This window comes from Oceanobacter sp. 5_MG-2023 (assembly GCF_030548165.1).
Lineage (GTDB): Bacteria > Pseudomonadota > Gammaproteobacteria > Pseudomonadales > Oceanobacteraceae > Oceanobacter.
In genome coordinates this window covers 35,331-54,212 of sequence record NZ_JAUORS010000010.1, presented here as the reverse complement: position 1 = coordinate 54,212, position 18,882 = coordinate 35,331, and the positions used below count along the sequence as shown (strand labels likewise).

Below are 18,882 nucleotides of genomic sequence, written 5' to 3'. Positions count from 1 at the left end.
TGCCCATGACGGTTGAGAATAATTCTACCCAATCAAACGCTCAAAAAAAGAGCATGAAACAGACACAATTCCTAGTTTTCAAAAAATTCCAACGGAACCACGAACTCCCCTACGTCATTACTGAAAACTGGCTGTTATTCCTGTTAAACTGGCGCACTTTTTAAACTCGACTGCCGTTACCGACCCCGGAAGCCAGGGCTGGCTCCTCTCACTGGACATCGCATGACCGCCATACCTGAATCTGCACAACAGCGCGCCATCGCCTCACTCGCTGCCCTTTACGCCCTGCGTATGCTGGGCCTGTTTATGGTACTGCCCGTCCTGATGCTGGACGGCCTGACGCTGAAAGATGCCACCCCCGAGCTGCTTGGTCTGGCCATGGGGGTCTATGGCTTGACCCAGGCACTGCTGCAAATTCCTGCGGGCGCCTTGTCTGACCGTATTGGCCGCAAACCCGTGATTATCGCCGGGTTGCTGATTTTTGCCGCTGGCAGCCTGATTGCCGCCAATGCCGAGAGTGTCTATGGCCTGATTATTGGTCGCGCCCTGCAAGGAGGCGGCGCGATTGCCAGTGCCATCATGGCACTGGTCACCGATCTCACCAATGAACAGAGCCGCATGAAAGCCATGGCCTTTATTGGTGCCAGTATTGGCTTGTCGTTCTCGGTCGCGCTGGTCGTTGGCCCCTGGCTGGCTGGCATTGGCGGACTGTCACTGATTTTTACGCTAACCGGTGTTTTGGCGCTGGGCGGTATTGCTGTCACCCTGCTGCTGATTCCTTCGCCACCACGAACCCGCCACCGTGACTCCGTCGCCGTGCTCAGTGAAGTGCGGCTGCAGCTCGCCAACAAGTCTCTCTGGCCATTAAATATTGGCATCTTTGTGTTACATGCCCTGATGGTGGCTATTTTTGTCGCCATCCCGTTGCAACTCAGCAATCTTGATCTGCCACCAGAGCACCATAGTTACTTGTATTTGCCGGTACTGATACTGGCCTTTGGCCTGATGATTCCACTGATTATTATTGCGGAAAAACGCCGTCAGATGAAAAATGTGGTACTGATCGCTGCCGCTCTGATTCTGCTTGCTCTACTGTTGATGACACAAGCAGTTTCGTTATGGCACTGGGCCGTATTGATGCTGTTGTACTTCCTCGGCTTTAATCTGATGGAAGCCAGCCTGCCGTCCTGGCTTAGTAAAATTGCCCCGGCTGGTTCCAAAGGCAGTGCCATGGGGATTTATTCCAGCATGCAATTCCTGGGTGCCTTCGCCGGTGGCACTATCGGTGGCTGGGTGCTGTCTCATTGGGGGGCAAGCAGTGTATTTGCCATTTTTGCTGCCGCCGTGTTGTTATGGGGATTACTGATGCTGATGACACCTGCTCCGCGTCACCTCAGCAGTGTGCGAATCACTCTGCCGAGCCCATTATCCCAGTATCAGCACCGGGCTTTGCTGGCGCTCAACGGCGTCGCCGAACTCACCGAATTACCAGAAGAGCAGGCTGTTTATCTAAAAGTGACTGCCAGCGAGTTTGATCAGGAACTGGCACGCGCCATTACACATACCACAGGAGAATCTCATGGGTCGCAGCGTTAACAAAGTGACACTGATTGGTACTCTGGGCCGAGACCCGGAAGTACGCTACATGCCGAATGGCAATGCCGTTGCCAACATGACGATGGCGACCGATGAAAGCTATAACGACAAACAAACCGGCCAAAAGGTAGAACAAACCGAATGGCACCGTTTGACCGTGTACGGCAAATTGGCAGAAATCTGCCAGCAGTATCTGAAAAAAGGTTCCAGAGCCTACTTTGAAGGTCGTTTGAGAACCCGCGAATGGGAAAAAGACGGCGTCAAACGCTACACCACGGAAATCATCTGTAACGACATGATGATGCTCGACAGCCGCAACAGCAATGGTGGCGACATGAGCAACGGCATGGGCGCTGGTGCTGGCTACCCGCCACAAGGGGCTGCAAGCATGATGAACCCGACTCCACCACCAGCCCAGGGTGGTATGGGAGGTCAGGGTTATGGCCAGCAACCACAGCAAGCGCCGCAACAGCCTGCACAGCGACCAGCACCACCACAAGCCCCCATGCATAACAACCCTCAGGGTGGGTATCAGCAGCCGTATCAACAACCGGCTCCCCAACCTCAACAACCACCAATGCAACAGCCGCCACAACAAGCACCACAGCAGGCACCGCAACAGCCCCAACAACGGGCTCCACAGCAGCCAGCCCCCGGTGGTTATCAACAAGCCCCTGCACCTCAAGCAGCACCGGCACCACAACAGGGCAACAGCTTTGATGATTTTGACGATGATATTCCGTTCTAGTCATTCTTGTTTATAACGCTGAATAACTCTAACAAAGCCCTGTAACCACAGGGCTTTGTTATTTCCACAGGAGCCAGGATAAACATTGGGTATTATCTGGTGTACGGTCTGATAAATAAATTCAGCCGTCTCTGATTGACAAACGGCAATAAACACGAAAACCGATAACCAGACATATCGATATCCATCGCACGCTGAATCATGAACTTATCATGCAATAACATCCGTTGTTTGATAGCAGCAGCGCGACATATCGTTGTTATGGGCTGGCTGCCCGCATGGACCTGCACCTCATATTTAATAGCCTGCAACGGCGATAATTATTAAATAATGATATTAATCTGAAAGCATATCCTGGCTACATTGGCCACAACACACCCTTGTCAGTGAAGCAGCTCCGCTGTTCTGAATCCCGCTATATTCAGGGGAGCAGCCTTCTCTTTTATCAAGCTTCCGCCTTGTCTGGGAACTGTAATACAGCCTGAGATCCGTTGGCTGATTGCTTAATCAACAACATTGATCATGGGTTTTAATATCCTCCGGTCTTGTTTTAATTATGCACACAAATGGCGCAATGAGCACATTAATGGCGCATATCTGAATACTATTTTCAAATGTTATAAGAACATTTTTAATATTTTATTTATCAGTTCCAGTCGGACACTATTCATTTCAAGCCTTCCCTCCAGACACATAAGCCACACCGGTGCTGTACGTGTTGGAGGTACACGTTGCCTATTTCAACTTCTAAATCAAGGAGCCTCTAATGACGCAGTTGAACAGTCCAAAGCCAGTCGGTGAGCTTGTTGCTGCTCTCCGTGAGAATTGCGATTTGGATTTTACGAATGCCCGAGCCATGCCGCCAGAGGTGTACACATCTGCGCAATTTACCGATCTGGAACAGAACAATATTTTCCGTAAGCAATGGCTGTGCGTTGGCCACGTATCGCGCTTGCCGAATGTCGGGGATTACCTGACGAGTACTATTGGCGATCAACCAGTCGTGGTGCTGCGTGACAATAACGAGCACATACGTGCGCTCTCCAATGTGTGCCTGCACCGTATGTCCGAGCTGTTGCAAGGCACAGGCAACGTCAGCTCAATTGTATGTCCCTACCATGCCTGGGGCTACAACCTTGAAGGGCAACTACGGGGAGCCCCGCAGATGAACCAGCAAAATGGTTTCTGCAAAAGTCACTATCAGTTGCCCGCTGTGCGTTGCGAAGAATGGCAAGGCTGGATCTACATCACCCTGAATGAAGCACTGCCACCGGTCAAGGAGCAGCTCGCAGCGCTGGCCGATTTGGTTGGACACTACCATATGGAAGGTTATGTCGAGGCGTTCCACGAAGAGCACGTCTGGGACTGCAACTGGAAAATTCTGGCTGAAAACTTCATGGAAAGTTACCACTTGCCCATTGTGCACAAGGCGACCGTGGGACCACATACACGCCTGAGTGAAGTGGAATGCCCTCCTGGACACCCGACGTTCAATTATCACTGGTTTACCAAGGAAGCGACCCTGGCAATCGGTAATGCCCATCCCGACAACCACCACCTCGAAGGCCATTGGCGCAAGACATCGGCGTTAATCTCTATCTATCCAAGCCATCTGATTACCCTGACGCCGGGATATTTCTGGTATCTGGTGTTGCAACCCCGCGGCGCCGATCAGGTAAGCATAAGCTTTGGCGGCGGCATGGCACCGGAATACATCAATGATCCCAAAGCCGCCGAGTATCTGAGCGCTCTGAAAGACATGCTGGATGTGGTCAATGCCGAAGATCGCACAGGGGTTGAAGCGGTAATGCGTGGGGTTCGCGCACCGCTGGCCAAGGCCGGACAACTGAGTCATCTGGAGCGTCCGCTCTATGATTTCGCCCGCTATATTAGCGAGCAGGTGGGCAGCGCATGAATGTAGCAATGAACCATGCCGACCAGCCTCAGGATTCACAAGCCTTTATCAATCTGAGCGATGTCTGCAAGTCATACGACGGCAGAGACTATGTGGTGTATGACCTGAATCTGACCATCAACAAGGGCGAGTTTGTCTCACTGTTGGGGCCATCAGGCTCCGGCAAGACCACCACCCTGATGATGCTGGCCGGGTTCGAAACGCCGAGCCAGGGCGAGATACGTATGGGTGGCAAACGTCTGGATGATCTGCCGCCTTATAACCGCGATATCGGTATGGTTTTCCAGAACTACGCCTTGTTCCCTCATATGACGATTGCGGAAAACGTAGGTTTTGCCCTGTCGGTACGCAAGGTCGGACGCGAGCAGATCAAAACCCGGGTCAAACAGGCACTCGATATGGTGGAGCTGTCCCATGTGGCGAACCGCCGCCCGTCGCAGCTCTCCGGTGGCCAGCAGCAGCGGGTTGCACTGGCCAGGGCACTGGTGTTCGAGCCCAGTCTGGTCTTGATGGATGAACCCCTGGGAGCGCTGGACAAGCGCCTGCGCGAACAAATGCAGTACGAAATAATGCGTTTGCACCGTGAGTTGGGGCTCACCACCGTCTATGTGACACACGATCAATCCGAAGCATTAACCATGTCCGATCGTGTTGCCGTGTTCTTCGATGGTCGTATCCAGCAAATTGCGCCGGCCCATGAATTATATGAGTCCCCACACAATGCCTTCGTTGCCAACTTCGTTGGTGAAAATAACGGGCTCGATGGCCGGATTACTGAGATCGATCACGCCACAGCCACTTTGACGTTATCAAACGGCACAAAAATTCGTGGTGGCGTCAGCCAGAACCTGCGACAGGACACACCGGGAATGCTGTTTCTTCGCCCGGAGCAAGTTCGCATCGCGGATGGCGACCTCAATCTCGGCAACCGCGTGCAAGGACTGGTGGAAGATATCGTCTACTGCGGTGATCACCATCGTGTTCATCTGCGTCTGGGCGAGTCGGATCGACTACTGTGTAAGCTCCCCAATAGTCGGGAACATTGCCTGCCAATTGCCGGAAGTACAGTGAACGTCACCTGGCGAATCGATGATTGCAAGGTTTTATCCCCATTGCTTGCGTCTCATCAAAGCACCTCCTCTCCCTGTTAACTCTAACTGATAGAAGGACTGATATGAAAACCATGCCCAAAACCAATTTCCTGGCAGGCGCTTCAATGCTAGCCACTTTACTCGCTGCCGGGCCTCTCCATGCAGAGACAACGTTATCGGTGGTCACGTACGGTGGTGCCTTTGAGAACGCTGTGCAAGAAGCCTATTTAAAGCCTTATGCAAAAGCGACAGGAACTGAATTCAGTCTTGAAGCCTATGACGGCGGCTTGGCCAAGCTGGCTGCAATGGTTCAGGCCAACAATACCAGCTGGGATCTTATTGATCTGGAGTCCAACGACGCCGTTGCCGGCTGCGATGAAGGACTGCTGATGCCACTGGATGAATCCATTCTGGGAGACACCAGTGATTTTATTCCCGGCTCCATTGGCGACTGTGCCGTTGCCAGCATGATCTGGTCGACCGTATTTGCCTATGACAAAGAGGCGCTGGCCACTGGCCCCACTCTGATCAGCGACTTCTTTGACACGGACAAATTCCCTGGCAAACGTGGCTTGCGCAAAAGCCCCAAAGGCACGCTGGAATGGGCTCTGCTGGCCGATGGCGTCAGTAAAGACAAGGTCTACGACGTCCTGGCAACCAAAAAAGGGCTGGACCGTGCATTCCGTCAACTCGATGCCATCAAGCAGGATATCATCTGGTGGGAATCCGGCGCACAAGCTCCTCAACTGCTTGCCGATGGCGCGGTTGTGATGACGCAAGCCTATAACGGCCGTATTCATGATTCCGTGAAAAACGATGGCAGTGCCTTTGTCACGGTCTGGGACGGACAGATCTACGATTATGAATGGTGGGGTGTACCGGCTGGTGCCCCGAATGCTGAAGAGGCATTTGAGTTCATCGCCTATGCATCTCGCGCGGATGTCACCTCCCAGCTCTCCCGTTACATCTCTTACGCGCCACCGCGCAAAAATGCTTTGCCATTGATTGAGAAGGACATTCTCGAAGACCTGCCAACGGCTGATGCCAACTTCAAGAATGCAGTCCAGATTGATGTGGATTTCTGGGTCGATAACTTTGACGTCATCAACAAGCGCTTCCAGGTGTGGCTAGCTCGCTGACAGACCTCGGCTGGCCACCAATCGGTGGCCAGCACCGATGCTTGCATTATCCCGGAGTTCCGTATGAATGAGACTATACCCACGCCAGAGGGTGGCCTGGCTGCACCCGACGCATTGAATGATGCCGAACGGCTTCAGGCGTATCGCCGAGTAAAACGGCAGGAATCACGCAAAGCCTTATTGCTGGCCGCCCCTCTGCTGCTGTTTTTATTGATTACCTTTATTGCTCCTATCGGCACTCTGCTTCTGCGCAGCGTACAAAATCCAGAAGTGCCGCTGGCGCTGCCAGAGGCCACCAAGCTGTTACAGCATTGGGATGAGGCCGCAATGCCTGGTGCTGATATTTATGCCGCGATGGCACAGGACCTGGTGCAGGCCAGTAAACAGGGGAAGCTGGGGCGGGTTGCCCGACGCATGAATTTTTACAACCCGGCCATGCGCAGTTTGCTGTTGAAAACAGCACGAAAACTGAAACGGGATTCACGCGATGATCTTCAGGCAGCGTTACTGGCCAGCGATTCCCGCTGGGGTGACAAGGAAATCTGGCGCGTACTCAAGCGTGCCGGACAATCCCCGACCCCTGATTACCTGCTCAATGCGGTAGACAGCTATGTCGACAAGACCGGGAGTGTGGCCAGTCTGCCGCCAGAAGAGTCGGTCTACCTCGCTGCCTTCTCCCGGACCATCTGGATCAGTACCAGCGTGACCCTGCTGTGCCTGCTGCTGGCATACCCAGTGGCCTGGTTATTGGCGAATTTGCCCGCACGTCAAGGCCGCAAGCTGATGCTGCTGGTCATCATCCCTTTCTGGACATCGCTACTGGTACGCACCACCGCCTGGTATGTATTGCTGCAACCCAATGGCGTAATCAATAGCCTGCTCAGTGGTCTCGGACTGGTAAGCCAGCCCATACCGCTGGTCTTCAACCGTACCGGCGTGTTGATTGGCATGACGCATATTATGTTGCCGTTCATGATATTGGCCATTTATTCGGTCATGAAAGGCATATCACCCGTCTATTTACGGGCTGCCCAGTCGTTGGGTGCCAAGCCACTGACCGCCTTTATCCGGGTCTACGTACCACAAACCCTTGCCGGTGTCGGTGCCGGCTGCTTTCTGGTGTTTGTCCTATCGTTGGGCTACTACATCACGCCAGCGCTACTCGGTGGCGCAGGTGATGAAATGATCAGCCAGCTGATTTCGATACAGACGAACCAGCAGCTGAACTGGGGCCTGGCTGGAGCATTATCGGCTTACCTGGTGATTTTCACCGCCATCTTTTACTTCATTTTTAATCGCCTGGTCGGTATTGACCGCCTGCGCTTCGGCTAACCGGAGAAGTTTATGAAATCTCATTACTGGTCGCGCCTTGAGCGCTGGAGTGCACGCTGGGTTCGAGTACACACAGCAGTGGTGCTGTTTTTCCTGATCGCACCGATCCTGATCATCATCCCTTTGTCGTTCAATACCAGCACCTACTTTTCCTATCCGATGGATGGTGTATCGCTGCGCTGGTACCAGGCTGCCCTGTTTGACGATCAATGGCAGCGGGCCTTGCTGAACAGCCTGGGGATTGGCTTTGCCTCCACACTGCTGGCCACCATACTGGGGACACTGGCAGCACTGGGGCTGACCCGGCCCGGATTCCCCTTGCGCGGGTTAATCATGCCGCTGCTGATCTCGCCGATGATTATTCCCATTGTGGTGGTGGCCGCCGGCTTCTACTACATTTTTGCGCCGTTCGGCCTGGTGGATTCGTATCTGGGTGTAATTCTCGCTCACACCGTACTGGGCACGCCGTTTGTGGTGATTACCGTGTGTGCCGGCTTGCAGTCGTTCGACCACAGCCTGACCCGCGCCGCCAGTGGCCTCGGTGCCACACCCTGGGTCTGTTTTCGCCGCGTCACCCTGCCATTGATTACCCCCTCCGTTGCCACCGGAGCCATCTTTGCATTTGCCACCTCATTTGATGAGGTGATCGTCGTGCTGTTTATCGGCGGTGCCGAACAACGCACCGTGCCACGCCAGATGTGGAGCGGCATCCGCGACCAGATTGACCCGTCAATCCTCGCGGTTGCCACATTGCTCATCCTCTTTGTTCTGGCGCTGTACGGCTGTGCCAGCTGGCTGAGCAATCGTCACCGGAACGAGATGCCGTAAGAAAACCTGAAACCATGATCAGAACCAAGGAGCAAACTGTGAACAAGACATTACGTGAGGATTTTGCCCGTGATGGCGCCGTGGTCATTCGCGGGCTATTCAAAGACTGGATTGAACCGCTGCGGGAAGCGGTCGATTACAATCTGGCGCACCCAGGGCCTTTCTTCAAGAACTACACGCCAGATCAGAGCAAAGGGCGCTTCATCGCAGACTACTGTAATTGGGCAAATAACCCGGGCTATCGCCAATTTGTACAGGAAGGACCAGCAGCAAGTGTGGCCCAGCAGGTCATGGGATCGAAGCAGGTACGGATTTTCCATGAACACGTGCTTATCAAGGAGGCGGGCAATACCAAACTGACCCCTTGGCACCACGATGAGCCGTATTACTGTACCAAAGCCGATCAAACCGTCAGCATCTGGTTGCCTCTTGATCCGGTACCACGCAGCTCCAGTGTTGAATTTGTTGCTGGCTCCCATCGCTGGGGCAAGCTGTTTCGTCCGCGCAAGTTTACCGGGGTGGATTATGACCACAAGGCAACCAACCTCGAAGTCATGCCCGATATTGAAGCCAACAAGGACGACTACACGATTCTGGGCTGGGATCTGGAGCCTGGTGACGCAATCGCGTTTGACTACCTGACGGTACACGGTGCGCCGGGTAACGCATCCAGAGACACATCACGACGCGTTATTTCTACCCGCTGGCTCGGCGATAACGCCTGTTATGTCGACCGCGGAGGTGAAACCTCACCCCCTTTTCCAGAGCTGATCGGCCGCCTGAAAAACGGTGATCCTCTGCCAGAGGACGAGTTCCCTTTTATCCTCTAAAACCCTGGCTGGTATCGCAGGAGACACGGTAGCCACAACCACCGGGGATACCGTCTCCTGCAAGGGAGGAACTGACACCCCGGGCCAGAGACTGGCCCACTTCAATCTTTAAATGAGAAAACCGATGGCTGATAAAAATATAGTCGCACTGGTGCATGGGATTCGTTATGAAGCACAAGGGATAATCAGTATTGAACTGCGCCCTTTGGCTGATGCTGTCTTCCCTTCATTTGAGCCGGGAGCGCATATTGATCTGCACTTGCCTTGCGGTATTAACCGCAGCTATTCCTTGCTGGGTTCACCGCACACTCTGGATCGCTATGTGGTCGCGGTATTGAGAGACCAGAACAGTCGCGGTGGTTCAGCGTGGATCCATGACAAGTTGCGGGTCGGTACTGAGCTGGTGATATCAGCGCCACGTAATCACTTTCCGATGAATGCATCAGCGCAGAAAAATGTACTGCTTGCAGGCGGCATTGGCATAACGCCTATCTTTTGTATGTACCGGGAGCTGCTTCTGAAGGGGAGTTCCCCAGTGCTGATATATTGCGCACGGTCGCGGGCAGAGGCAGCCATGCTGGACGAAATCACGGCTCTGGGTGGCAAGGTTTATTATCATTTCGACGATGAGTCCGGCTCCGCTCCAGACCTTCAGGCGCTCTTGCGCGGATATGATAAAGACAGCCATTTTTACGGTTGCGGCCCGGTAGCCATGCTGGATGCCTTTCACGCTGCCTGTGAGCAACTGGGCTATGAGTTTGTTCATATCGAACGCTTCACAGCAGCAGAGATAGCAGCGTCAGCGGATGCTCGGACAAGTTATGAGGTTGAACTGGCCCAATCCGGCCAAACGTTACAGATCCAGGCTGGAGAAAATTTGCTGAATCGCCTTCTGGATGCTGGCGTTGATGTTGGTTTTGCCTGTCAGGAAGGGCTCTGCGGTTCCTGTGAAGTGACTGTTATCGACGGCGAAGTGGATCATCGTGACAGTGTTTTGTCACCCAGCGAACAGGCAACAAATACCACCATGATGGTCTGTGTCTCGGGCTGCAAGAGCGCCAAATTAACGCTCGATCTCTAAAAATATCAGGCGGACATCTTTTTTATGTTTGGCCGCCAGATCATTGCAGTACCCAACATCATGACGATCCCCAACAGAGCATCGACAGCCAATCTCTGGAAGTGCCGTTCCTTTCCTTGTAAAACACCTTGCCCTGCTCACTCTGCTGTTTGTACTTGCGCCGATCAGGAATAAGCACAGTGCCAACCCCTACAATAACGCTCCCTACAATAACAGCCCATCAAACAGCTCAATACGGACAGGTTGGCCTTTCTCCAGACTGGAGCTATCGCCATCCAGCAAAATATACGCGTTGGCTGCCGACATGGTACTTAGCAGTGCAGATCCCTGACGTGCCAATGGTGTGACTTGCAGCACTCCGTCTTCGGTCGTTGAGACTACGGCACGCTGAAACTCCAACCGCCCCGGACGACGGTGTAACCCACAGGTCAGACGAGCGCGCAGGGCAAGCCGTGGTGGAGTATTGTCTCCTGCCAATGTTGTCAATATCGGCACCACCAGCTGATCAAACGTCACCATGGTCGATACCGGATTGCCCGGCAAACCGGCAAACCAGCTGTTTGGCAAACGACCGAAGGCAAACGGTTTGCCCGGTTTGATGGCCAGTTTCCATAATCCCACCTGGCCCAGTTCATCCAGCACCTGCTTGCTGAAATCTGCTTCCCCCACTGAGACGCCGCCAGAAGCAATGACCAGATCCGCCTGACTGTCGGCATTCTGATAGGCTTGCCGTAATGCCTGCGGGTCATCCGCGATAATGCCGAAATGAATGACGGTGCAGCCCAACCGTACCAGCAAGGCGGCCAGTACCTGGCTGTTGGACTCATAAATCTGCCCGGCTTGTAACGACTGCCCCGGTGTCACCAGTTCATTACCGGTGGCCATAATGGCAACTCGTACCCGACGGCGTACCACTACCTGGTCAATACCAAGACTGGCCAGCAATCCGATGTCAGCCGCCCGTAAACGCCGACCCGCGGCCAGAACGATATCACCAACGGCCACTTCTTCTCCGCGCCGCCGAATATTCGCTGATGGTTTGACCGCCGCCAGAAAGCGCACCTTGCCGTCGTCATCCAGTTCGGCATCTTCTTGCATGATGACGGTATTGGCGCCTTCCGGCAGCATCGCGCCGGTCATGATACGCGCGCATTCTCCGGGTAATATCGGTTGGGTTGTGGCATCTCCCGCCAGAATACGCTGGTTAACGTCCAGCCAATCAAATTCGGTCAGATCCTCTACCCGCACGGCATAACCGTCCATGGCGGAGTTATCGGTCGGTGGCAAGTCCAGACAGCTTTGCACATCGGCAGCCAATATGCGGCCGTCAGCCTGGGACAGTGGCACCCACTCTTCTTCGGTCAGAGGCGTCAGCGACGACAGGATTTGTTCCAGAGCCTCATCCAGGCTTTGCAGGCCCGGGGCATCACAAGAAGCCATTATTGACCTCCTTGTATGGCACTGGACGGTCGAGCCTCTACCTGGCATGAGACCGACAACCAGTCCTGCAAGGTCGCAGTCAACTGATCCCCTGCTTCCAGCGGCCCAACTCCGGCCGGGGTGCCGGTCAGCACCAGATCCCCGGGATTAAGCGTAAATTGCTGGCTGATCGCGACCAGCAGATCCGCCACTGGAAACAACATCGCCTTGCTGTTGCCCTGCTGCTGCAAGGTACCGTTTCGCGTCAGGGACAGCTCCAGATCCCCCCAGTCACTCACCTGTTCTGCGGCAATAAAACGGGATACCGGGCAAGCACCATCAAATGCCTTGGCCCGTTCCCAGGGGTGGCCTTTCTTTTTGAGCCCGCTTTGTACATCGCGCAAGGTCAAATCCAGAGCCAGGCCCACCCCGGCAATGGCAGCCAGAGCCTCATCGGCACTGGCCTGGGACAGTGTCTCTCCAATCAGCAAGGCAATTTCCAGTTCATGATGCACGGCCCCCATACCGTCGGGGATCGAGATGTCCCCCTCCATGGCGACCACCGCATCGGCGGGCTTGATAAACAGCAGCGGCTGTTCCGGGATGGGGTTATTTAATTCAGCGGCATGAGCAGCATAGTTGCGACCCACACAGACAGCCTTGCCTGTCGCAAACGCAAAGGGTGCATCATTCAGAAATGGGTAGTACACGGCAAACCTCGACTGACAGCAAAATCAAGCTGCTACTATAACGCGAAATCGCCTAAAACCGACCATGAGCACCGATACCAAACCCGCTCCAGCCACCCGTGTTCCATTCAGTGGTTGCAACAGCGCTCTTTGTCCTGGTCGCCGCCATGACTCCTGACTATTTCGTCGGTTTGTTTCAGCGGCCTGTTCCGACTGACGCCCCCGACCTTGGCAGCTGACTATCGAACGTTTTTTAAACAATAGTCAGCAAATGGCTGGCCCCAAATTGCCTGTTGCCTCGGCAGGCTGCAGTATTCACCTTTATATTCCTGTATCAGCAAATGGAGACCGCCATGGGCAGTGCCGTAGCAGCCAACTTTCCGTCCTCTTCGCAGCCAAACAACGCGGCCATCCGCAATGACTGGACTCTGGACGAGGTACAGGCATTGCTGAATCTGCCGTTTAATGACCTGCTGTTCCAGGCTCAAACCGTACACCGCCAGTTTTTTGATCCCAACGCCGTACAGGTCAGCACCCTGCTGTCGATCAAAACCGGCGCTTGCCCGGAAGACTGTGCCTACTGCCCGCAAAGTGCCCGTTACGATACCGGCCTCGAAAAAGAACGCCTGATGGAAGTGGAAGCGGTTCTGGAAAAAGCCAAGGCCGCCAAAGCCGCCGGTTCCGACCGCTTTTGCATGGGAGCCGCCTGGCGCTCGCCGCGTGAAAAAGACATGCCTTACGTATTGGCCATGGTAAAAGGCGTCAAGGAGCTTGGTCTGGAAACCTGCATGACCCTCGGCATGCTTGATGCCGACAAGGCCAACCGTCTGGGCGAAGCCGGTCTGGATTATTACAATCACAACCTGGATACCTCACCCGACTATTACGGTGAAATCATCACCACCCGCAGCTATGGCGACCGCCTGGAAACTCTCGATAACGTCCGTAAAGCCGGTATGAAAGTCTGCTCTGGCGGGATTCTGGGAATGGGTGAAAGCCAGCGGGACCGTGCCGGTCTGTTACGCCAGCTGGCCAATCTGCCACAACACCCGGACTCTGTGCCCATTAACCAGTTGGTGAAAGTCGCCGGTACGCCACTGGAACATGAAGCCGACGTTGACCCACTCGACTTTATCCGCACCATTGCCGTGGCCCGTATCCTGATGCCCAGGTCCCATGTGCGGTTAAGTGCCGGACGTGAAGAAATGAGCGAAGAAATGCAGGCCATGTGTTTCTTTGCCGGTGCCAATTCCATTTTCTACGGTGAATGCCTGCTGACCACACCCAACCCTGCTGCCAACAAAGACCAGCAGCTGTTTCGCAAACTGGGTATCAACTCGGAACACAAGGTCACCCAGGCACCACAGCAACTGGATGACCTGATTCCAGAACCCCGGGATGAATCGGAATTATACGAACGTTTAGGCGCCTGATCAGCGCCCACTGAGACCGATAGTGCTGGCAGAATCTGCCAGCATATAGGCCATCACCGCCCGGAACATGGTTCTGCTTTCCTTTATATGCTGCTTGGCAGTACCATGGGAATCAGGTTCCAGTCACAAGTGATCGCCATGATTCCTGACTCTGCCAGTCCCCGCTCCTCCACAACTGCCCGACTGAGTCCACAACGTCTGCAGTTACTGCAGAATCGTCCAATTTTTGGCGCTCTCAGTGCGGATGCCATCAATTTTATCGAACAACGCTGTATCCCGAGACAACTCAAGGCACAACAAGTCTTTTTTTACGAAGACGATCCGGCCAGCTCTATTTTCATCCTGGAAACCGGCCGTGCTGAAGTAATGAAACAATGCGGTGACGAGATGCGCCAGCTACGGCAACTTGGGCCGGGTGACAGTTTTGGCGAAATGGCTGTTGTCGACATGAACCCTCGTGGTGCAACCGTGCGGGCAATTACCGACTGTATCGCCCTTGAGTTACCCACAGCAGCACTCTATGAGCTGTATCAATACGATCTCGAACAGTTCACCCTGATTCAAATGAATATGCTGCGGGAAATCAGCCGCCGCCTGCGCTTCCTTAATGCCAAGTTAGCCGCCACTCACCCGGATATCCTCGAAACCGCTTCAAAATTCTAGCGGTCCGGTTCCCGACCGCGCTTCTTTCTTGCCATCCCTCTGCCTGGAATGATCCGGAGATCACCCAAGACAACTTTTGCCGGGCGCCATACGATCTGTCGGTTTTTGCGATCCCGGTTAACCAATCTCGCCAGCACGCGGCAAAAACTTGCCGTTCTCTGATAGCCCGATGCCGGATTAAGGTCACAATAGCCGTTTCAATATTCGCCAGGAGCAGATCATGATTACAGGTTATGCGGTATTTGAAGCCGGTGGAACATTACGCCCCTATCAGTACGACCCCGGCCCATTAGGCAGCCATCAGGTTGAGATTGCCGTGGAATATTGCGGCCTGTGCCATAGTGATCTGAGCATGATCAATAACGACTGGGGTGTCAGCCAATACCCTTTTATTCCTGGTCATGAAGCGGTTGGCCGCATTGCTGCGGTTGGTGAACTGGTCACACAGTTTACGGTGGGGGATGCCGTTGGCTTGGGCTGGCAATCCGGCTTTTGCCATACCTGCGATTGCTGCATGAACGGTGACCACAACCTGTGTTATTCCGTTGAAGAAACCATTGTTGGCCGCCACGGAGGTTTTGCCGACCGTGTTCGGGCAGCAGCCAGTAGTGTGGTTGCGATCCCGCCCGGTATTCCGCTGCAACAGGCCGGGCCATTGTTTTGTGCCGGTGTAACAACCTTTAACCCCTTGATGCAGCAGCAGTTATCTCCTACTGCCCGAGTTGCTGTGATTGGTATTGGTGGCTTGGGGCATTTGGCGCTGCAGTTTCTTAAAGCCTGGGGCTGTGAGGTCACTGCCTTTACCTCATCACCAGACAAAGCGGAAGAAGCGCGTCGTTTTGGCGCTCATGAAATTATCAACAGCCGCGACAGCAGCGCTCTGAAGGCCGCCCGCAACCACTTCGATCTGATTATTTCGACCGTCAATGTCAAACTCGAATGGCAACGTTATATCGCCACGCTCAAGCCTAAAGGAAAGCTGGTTTTGTTGGGGGTGTTGCTGGAGCCACTGGATATCAGCCTGATTGGCCAACGGGCGGTGATGGCATCGGAAGTGGGCAGTCCGGGCACCATCAAGACCATGCTTGATTTTGCCGCCCGCCACGGCATCGTACCGCAAACAGAAGTGATGCCAATGAGTGCCATCAATCAGGCACTCAGCCATCTGGAGGCTGGTAAACCACGTTACCGTATTGTGTTGCAACAGGACGTTGTCCAACCCGATGTGATATCCGGGCTGGATTCAGCTTCCGCATAATGCCGGGCCAATCCTGGCGGCGAATATTGAGAGGCTCTGCCGTTCATCTGGCAGGGTTTTTTTACAGGGCTTTTATTGTCGCTGGCCGTTGGCCAGGATAACAGGCGTGATCAGGGCTCAGAAAAAGCGCCCCAGAAAACCTTGTTTATGCTGCAAGCGTAACTTCAACTTGCCTTCCGCATGCTGGGCCAGAGTCTCAAATTGATTGGCTATAAATTCACTTTTACCGGAGCTGTGAATAACACGGTCTTCCAGTTTGGCGAAGGTGGTGCTCCACAGATGCTTGGGACTCCAGTCCTCAGGGACATTACCAACCGGTATGACCATACCAGCGTCACGCAGGAAAAATTCCACGGACAGACTGATTCTGGGTTTAAAAGAAGCTACATGAGTACTGACACTGCTAACGGATTTCCATTCCCCGGTAGGGAACACAGTCAGCTGGGTGTTTTTGTGCGTCGCACCACGAATACTGAATTTTTCAAACTGAAACGTGTGGCTTCCTTGTCTGGCCTGAGCCGGTGAGCGGACTGTCGATTCTTCCATTACGCATCCTTACAGCTTACGGGGCTTACAATACGGAGTGCCTATAAAGCGGCGAGGTAGCCAGTAAGTGTTACCGGTCCTGAGAGGGGAAACGCGGCAACACTTACTGACAGATTACATATTACATTGTAGAAATTTCGGAATACAGTCTGATGCTTATAACACCATTGATGCAAATCAGCAGCCAAGTGCCCATCATTTAACGCCAAGCCTGATGGTCAGGGACCTGCTCCTGCAAGTATCCCGCAGATCCCGCCGTTTTTCAGCCAACCGTCGCGATGGAATTAACCACTTTGTCTACGGTAAAGCCAAAGTGAGCCATCAAATCAGCGGCCGGAGCGGATTCGCCAAACGTATCCATCCCGACAATAGCACCTTGCAACCCAACAAATTTGTACCAGTAATCCTTGTGCAACGCCTCAACAGCTACTCGTGCTGTTACTGCAGCAGGCAATACGGACTCTATATAACCAGCTTCTTGTTTACAGAATATTTCAGCGCACGGCATGGAAACCACACGAACGGCTTTATCGGTCACTTGCTCTGCTGCCGCCATCGCCAAACCAACTTCTGAACCGGTGGCAATTACAATCACATCCGGAGTGCCATCACAGTCTTTCAGAATGTAACCACCCCGTGCCACATTGGCGAGTTGGTCTTCAGTACGTGCTTGATGAGGCAACCCCTGACGTGAAAAGATCAGCGCCGATGGGCCGTCAACCCGCTCTACTGCCGACTTCCAGGCAACCGCGCTTTCCACGGTATCGCATGGACGCCATGTTTCCAGGTTTGGCGTATTACGCAGGCTGGCAACCTGCTCGACCGGTTGGTGAGTCGGGCCATCTTCACCCAGACCAATGGAGTCATGGGTATACACAAAAATAGCACGCTGCTTCATCAGTGATGCCATGCGCACCGCATTACGGGCGTATTCCATAAACATCAAAAAGGTCGCACCGTAAGGGATAAAGCCCTTGTGTAATGCCACGCCATTCATCATGGCACTCATGCCGAATTCACGGACACCGTAAAACAGGTAGTTACCGCTGGCATCCTCGGCACTGATACCAGTGGCGCCCGACCACAGGGTCAGGTTGGAACCCGCCAGATCCGCCGAACCACCCAGGAATTCTGGCAGCAAGGGGCCAAAGGTATTTAACGTATTCTGGGAAGCCTTACGGGATGCGATCGTTGCACCATTGGCCTGACATTCGGCGATGTAGGCTGTGGCCTGCTCGCTGAAATCCGCAGGCAAGTCGCCTTTCATACGGCGTTCAAACTCAGTTGCCAATTCCGGATAGGCAGCCGCATAGGCAGCAAATGTTTCCTTCCAGGATTGTTCGACCGCGGCACCTTTTTCTTTGGCATCCCAGCCGGTATAGATATGAGCCGGAATATCAAATGGGCCATGTTCCCAGCCCAGGCGAGCACGGGTTAACGCGATTTCGTCATCGCCCAATGGGGCGCCGTGGCAATCTTCCTTGCCTTCCTTGTTGGGTGAGCCAAAACCGATAATGGTCTTGCAGCAAATCAGCGTCGGTTGCTCGGTGTTGGCACGAGCTGTCTCGATAGCCATACGGATTTCTTCCGCATCGTGACCATCCACATGACGTATCACTTGCCAGCCATAGGCTTCAAAACGAGCGGCGGTATCATCGGTAAACCAGCCTTCGACTTCCCCATCAATGGAAATGCCGTTGTCATCGTAGAAGGCAACCAGCTTGCCCAACCCCAGAGTACCGGCCAGTGAACACACTTCGTGAGAGATGCCTTCCATCATGCAGCCGTCACCCATAAAGACATAGGTGTTATGGTCAACAATCTCATGCCCTGGACGGTTGAACTGGGCAGCCAGCACTTTTTCGGCTACGGCCATACCGACACCGTTGGCAATCCCCTGACCTAAAGGTCCGGTGGTGGTTTCAATGCCAGGGGCATAACCATATTCCGGATGACCCGGTGTTTTGCTGTGCAGCTGACGGAAATTTTTCAGGTCGTCGATCGACAGGTCGTACCCGGTCAGATGCAGCAAGGAATAAATCAACATGGAGCCGTGACCATTGGAAAGGATAAAACGGTCGCGGTCAGCCCATTCGGGGTTGCCCGGGTTATGTTTCAGGTAGTCGTTCCATAACACCTCAGCGATATCAGCCATGCCCATTGGCGCACCGGGGTGGCCACTTTTGGCCTTTTGGACTGCGTCCATACTTAATGCGCGGATGGCGTTAGCCAGTTCTGTACGAGAGGTCATGTTACGACTCCTGGTTTGTGTCAAGGTTAGCCAGCACAGGATAGCAGACGGGTCGTCGGGCGA

The 18,882-nt window shown here is 53.9% G+C and carries 16 protein-coding genes; 12 read left to right on the top strand and 4 right to left on the bottom strand.

Translation table 11 applies throughout. The features are described from left to right. Window positions 1-222 precede the first annotated feature (222 nt). The 9 genes from Q4551_RS08605 (at window position 223) to Q4551_RS08565 (ending at window position 10,560) form a co-directional block, all read left to right on the top strand. Window positions 223-1,596, top strand: a complete 1,374-nt coding sequence (locus Q4551_RS08605) for an MFS transporter (RefSeq protein ID WP_303433143.1) — start codon at window positions 223-225, stop codon at window positions 1,594-1,596. Then, window positions 1,580-2,344 carry a single-stranded DNA-binding protein gene (locus Q4551_RS08600; RefSeq protein ID WP_303433142.1) on the top strand — a complete coding sequence of 255 codons (765 nt, stop codon included), beginning with the start codon at window positions 1,580-1,582 and terminating at the stop codon, window positions 2,342-2,344. The genes Q4551_RS08605 and Q4551_RS08600 overlap by 17 nt, the downstream gene beginning before the upstream one ends. An 832-nt stretch (window positions 2,345-3,176) precedes the next feature. Beyond that, window positions 3,177-4,259, top strand: a complete 1,083-nt coding sequence (locus tag Q4551_RS08595; RefSeq protein WP_303433141.1) for an aromatic ring-hydroxylating dioxygenase subunit alpha — start codon at window positions 3,177-3,179, stop codon at window positions 4,257-4,259. Further along, window positions 4,256-5,410, top strand: a complete 1,155-nt coding sequence (locus Q4551_RS08590; protein ID WP_303433140.1) for an ABC transporter ATP-binding protein — start codon at window positions 4,256-4,258, stop codon at window positions 5,408-5,410. Before Q4551_RS08595 ends, Q4551_RS08590 begins: the two co-directional genes overlap by 4 nt. A gap of 23 nt (window positions 5,411-5,433) precedes the next feature. After that, window positions 5,434-6,489 (top strand): polyamine ABC transporter substrate-binding protein, encoded by a 1,056-nt coding sequence (locus Q4551_RS08585; RefSeq protein ID WP_303433139.1) that lies wholly within the window; start codon window positions 5,434-5,436, stop codon window positions 6,487-6,489. 63 nt (window positions 6,490-6,552) lie between these two features. Then, on the top strand, window positions 6,553-7,821 hold the full coding sequence (locus Q4551_RS08580; protein WP_303433138.1) for an ABC transporter permease: 1,269 nt from the start codon (window positions 6,553-6,555) through the stop codon (window positions 7,819-7,821). Between the two features lie 12 nt (window positions 7,822-7,833). Then, window positions 7,834-8,649 carry an ABC transporter permease gene (locus tag Q4551_RS08575; RefSeq protein ID WP_303433137.1) on the top strand — a complete coding sequence of 272 codons (816 nt, stop codon included), beginning with the start codon at window positions 7,834-7,836 and terminating at the stop codon, window positions 8,647-8,649. A 38-nt stretch (window positions 8,650-8,687) separates the two neighbouring features. Next, the gene (locus tag Q4551_RS08570) at window positions 8,688-9,479 is read left to right on the top strand and encodes a phytanoyl-CoA dioxygenase family protein (RefSeq protein WP_303433136.1); all 792 of its coding nucleotides are present in this window, start codon (window positions 8,688-8,690) and stop codon (window positions 9,477-9,479) included. Between the two features lie 124 nt (window positions 9,480-9,603). After that, the gene (locus tag Q4551_RS08565) at window positions 9,604-10,560 is read left to right on the top strand and encodes a PDR/VanB family oxidoreductase (RefSeq protein WP_303433135.1); all 957 of its coding nucleotides are present in this window, start codon (window positions 9,604-9,606) and stop codon (window positions 10,558-10,560) included. 204 nt (window positions 10,561-10,764) lie between these two features. Here Q4551_RS08565 and glp read toward each other — a convergent pair whose 3' ends face one another. Beyond that, window positions 10,765-12,000, bottom strand: a complete 1,236-nt coding sequence (gene glp / locus Q4551_RS08560) for a gephyrin-like molybdotransferase Glp (protein ID WP_303433134.1) — start codon at window positions 11,998-12,000, stop codon at window positions 10,765-10,767. Then, complete coding sequence (locus tag Q4551_RS08555; protein WP_303433133.1) at window positions 12,000-12,689, bottom strand: fumarylacetoacetate hydrolase family protein; 690 nt, start codon at window positions 12,687-12,689, stop codon at window positions 12,000-12,002. The genes glp and Q4551_RS08555 overlap by 1 nt, the downstream gene beginning before the upstream one ends. A gap of 332 nt (window positions 12,690-13,021) precedes the next feature. Here Q4551_RS08555 and bioB point away from each other — a divergent pair, with 332 nt between their 5' ends. The 3 genes from bioB (at window position 13,022) to Q4551_RS08540 (ending at window position 16,022) form a co-directional block, all read left to right on the top strand. Beyond that, a complete protein-coding gene (gene bioB / locus Q4551_RS08550) occupies window positions 13,022-14,101 on the top strand; it encodes a biotin synthase BioB (RefSeq protein WP_303433132.1) in 1,080 nt (359 codons plus the stop codon). Window positions 14,102-14,239: 138 nt separating this feature from the next. Beyond that, window positions 14,240-14,764 carry a Crp/Fnr family transcriptional regulator gene (locus Q4551_RS08545; RefSeq protein ID WP_303433131.1) on the top strand — a complete coding sequence of 175 codons (525 nt, stop codon included), beginning with the start codon at window positions 14,240-14,242 and terminating at the stop codon, window positions 14,762-14,764. 220 nt (window positions 14,765-14,984) lie between these two features. Next, a complete protein-coding gene (locus Q4551_RS08540) occupies window positions 14,985-16,022 on the top strand; it encodes an NAD(P)-dependent alcohol dehydrogenase (RefSeq protein ID WP_303433130.1) in 1,038 nt (345 codons plus the stop codon). A 117-nt stretch (window positions 16,023-16,139) separates the two neighbouring features. Here Q4551_RS08540 and Q4551_RS08535 read toward each other — a convergent pair whose 3' ends face one another. Then, a complete protein-coding gene (locus Q4551_RS08535; protein WP_303433129.1) occupies window positions 16,140-16,568 on the bottom strand; it encodes a hypothetical protein in 429 nt (142 codons plus the stop codon). A 262-nt stretch (window positions 16,569-16,830) separates the two neighbouring features. Beyond that, on the bottom strand, window positions 16,831-18,819 hold the full coding sequence (tkt, locus tag Q4551_RS08530; RefSeq protein ID WP_303433128.1) for a transketolase: 1,989 nt from the start codon (window positions 18,817-18,819) through the stop codon (window positions 16,831-16,833). Window positions 18,820-18,882: the final 63 nt, after the last annotated feature.

Excerpts from the sequence above, each read along its gene's own strand:
- tkt (WP_303433128.1), bottom strand. The coding sequence starts at position 18,819 with ATGACCTCTCGTACAGAACTGGCTAACGCCATCCGCGCATTAAGTATG.
- Q4551_RS08600 (WP_303433142.1), top strand. The coding sequence starts at position 1,580 with ATGGGTCGCAGCGTTAACAAAGTGACACTGATTGGTACTCTGGGCCGA.
- Q4551_RS08575 (WP_303433137.1), top strand. The coding sequence starts at position 7,834 with ATGAAATCTCATTACTGGTCGCGCCTTGAGCGCTGGAGTGCACGCTGG.
- Q4551_RS08540 (WP_303433130.1), top strand. The coding sequence starts at position 14,985 with ATGATTACAGGTTATGCGGTATTTGAAGCCGGTGGAACATTACGCCCC.
- Q4551_RS08605 (WP_303433143.1), top strand. The coding sequence starts at position 223 with ATGACCGCCATACCTGAATCTGCACAACAGCGCGCCATCGCCTCACTC.
- Q4551_RS08535 (WP_303433129.1), bottom strand. The coding sequence starts at position 16,568 with ATGGAAGAATCGACAGTCCGCTCACCGGCTCAGGCCAGACAAGGAAGC.
- Q4551_RS08585 (WP_303433139.1), top strand. The coding sequence starts at position 5,434 with ATGAAAACCATGCCCAAAACCAATTTCCTGGCAGGCGCTTCAATGCTA.
- Q4551_RS08580 (WP_303433138.1), top strand. The coding sequence starts at position 6,553 with ATGAATGAGACTATACCCACGCCAGAGGGTGGCCTGGCTGCACCCGAC.
- bioB (WP_303433132.1), top strand. The coding sequence starts at position 13,022 with ATGGGCAGTGCCGTAGCAGCCAACTTTCCGTCCTCTTCGCAGCCAAAC.
- Q4551_RS08590 (WP_303433140.1), top strand. The coding sequence starts at position 4,256 with ATGAATGTAGCAATGAACCATGCCGACCAGCCTCAGGATTCACAAGCC.
- Q4551_RS08545 (WP_303433131.1), top strand. The coding sequence starts at position 14,240 with ATGATTCCTGACTCTGCCAGTCCCCGCTCCTCCACAACTGCCCGACTG.
- Q4551_RS08565 (WP_303433135.1), top strand. The coding sequence starts at position 9,604 with ATGGCTGATAAAAATATAGTCGCACTGGTGCATGGGATTCGTTATGAA.
- glp (WP_303433134.1), bottom strand. The coding sequence starts at position 12,000 with ATGGCTTCTTGTGATGCCCCGGGCCTGCAAAGCCTGGATGAGGCTCTG.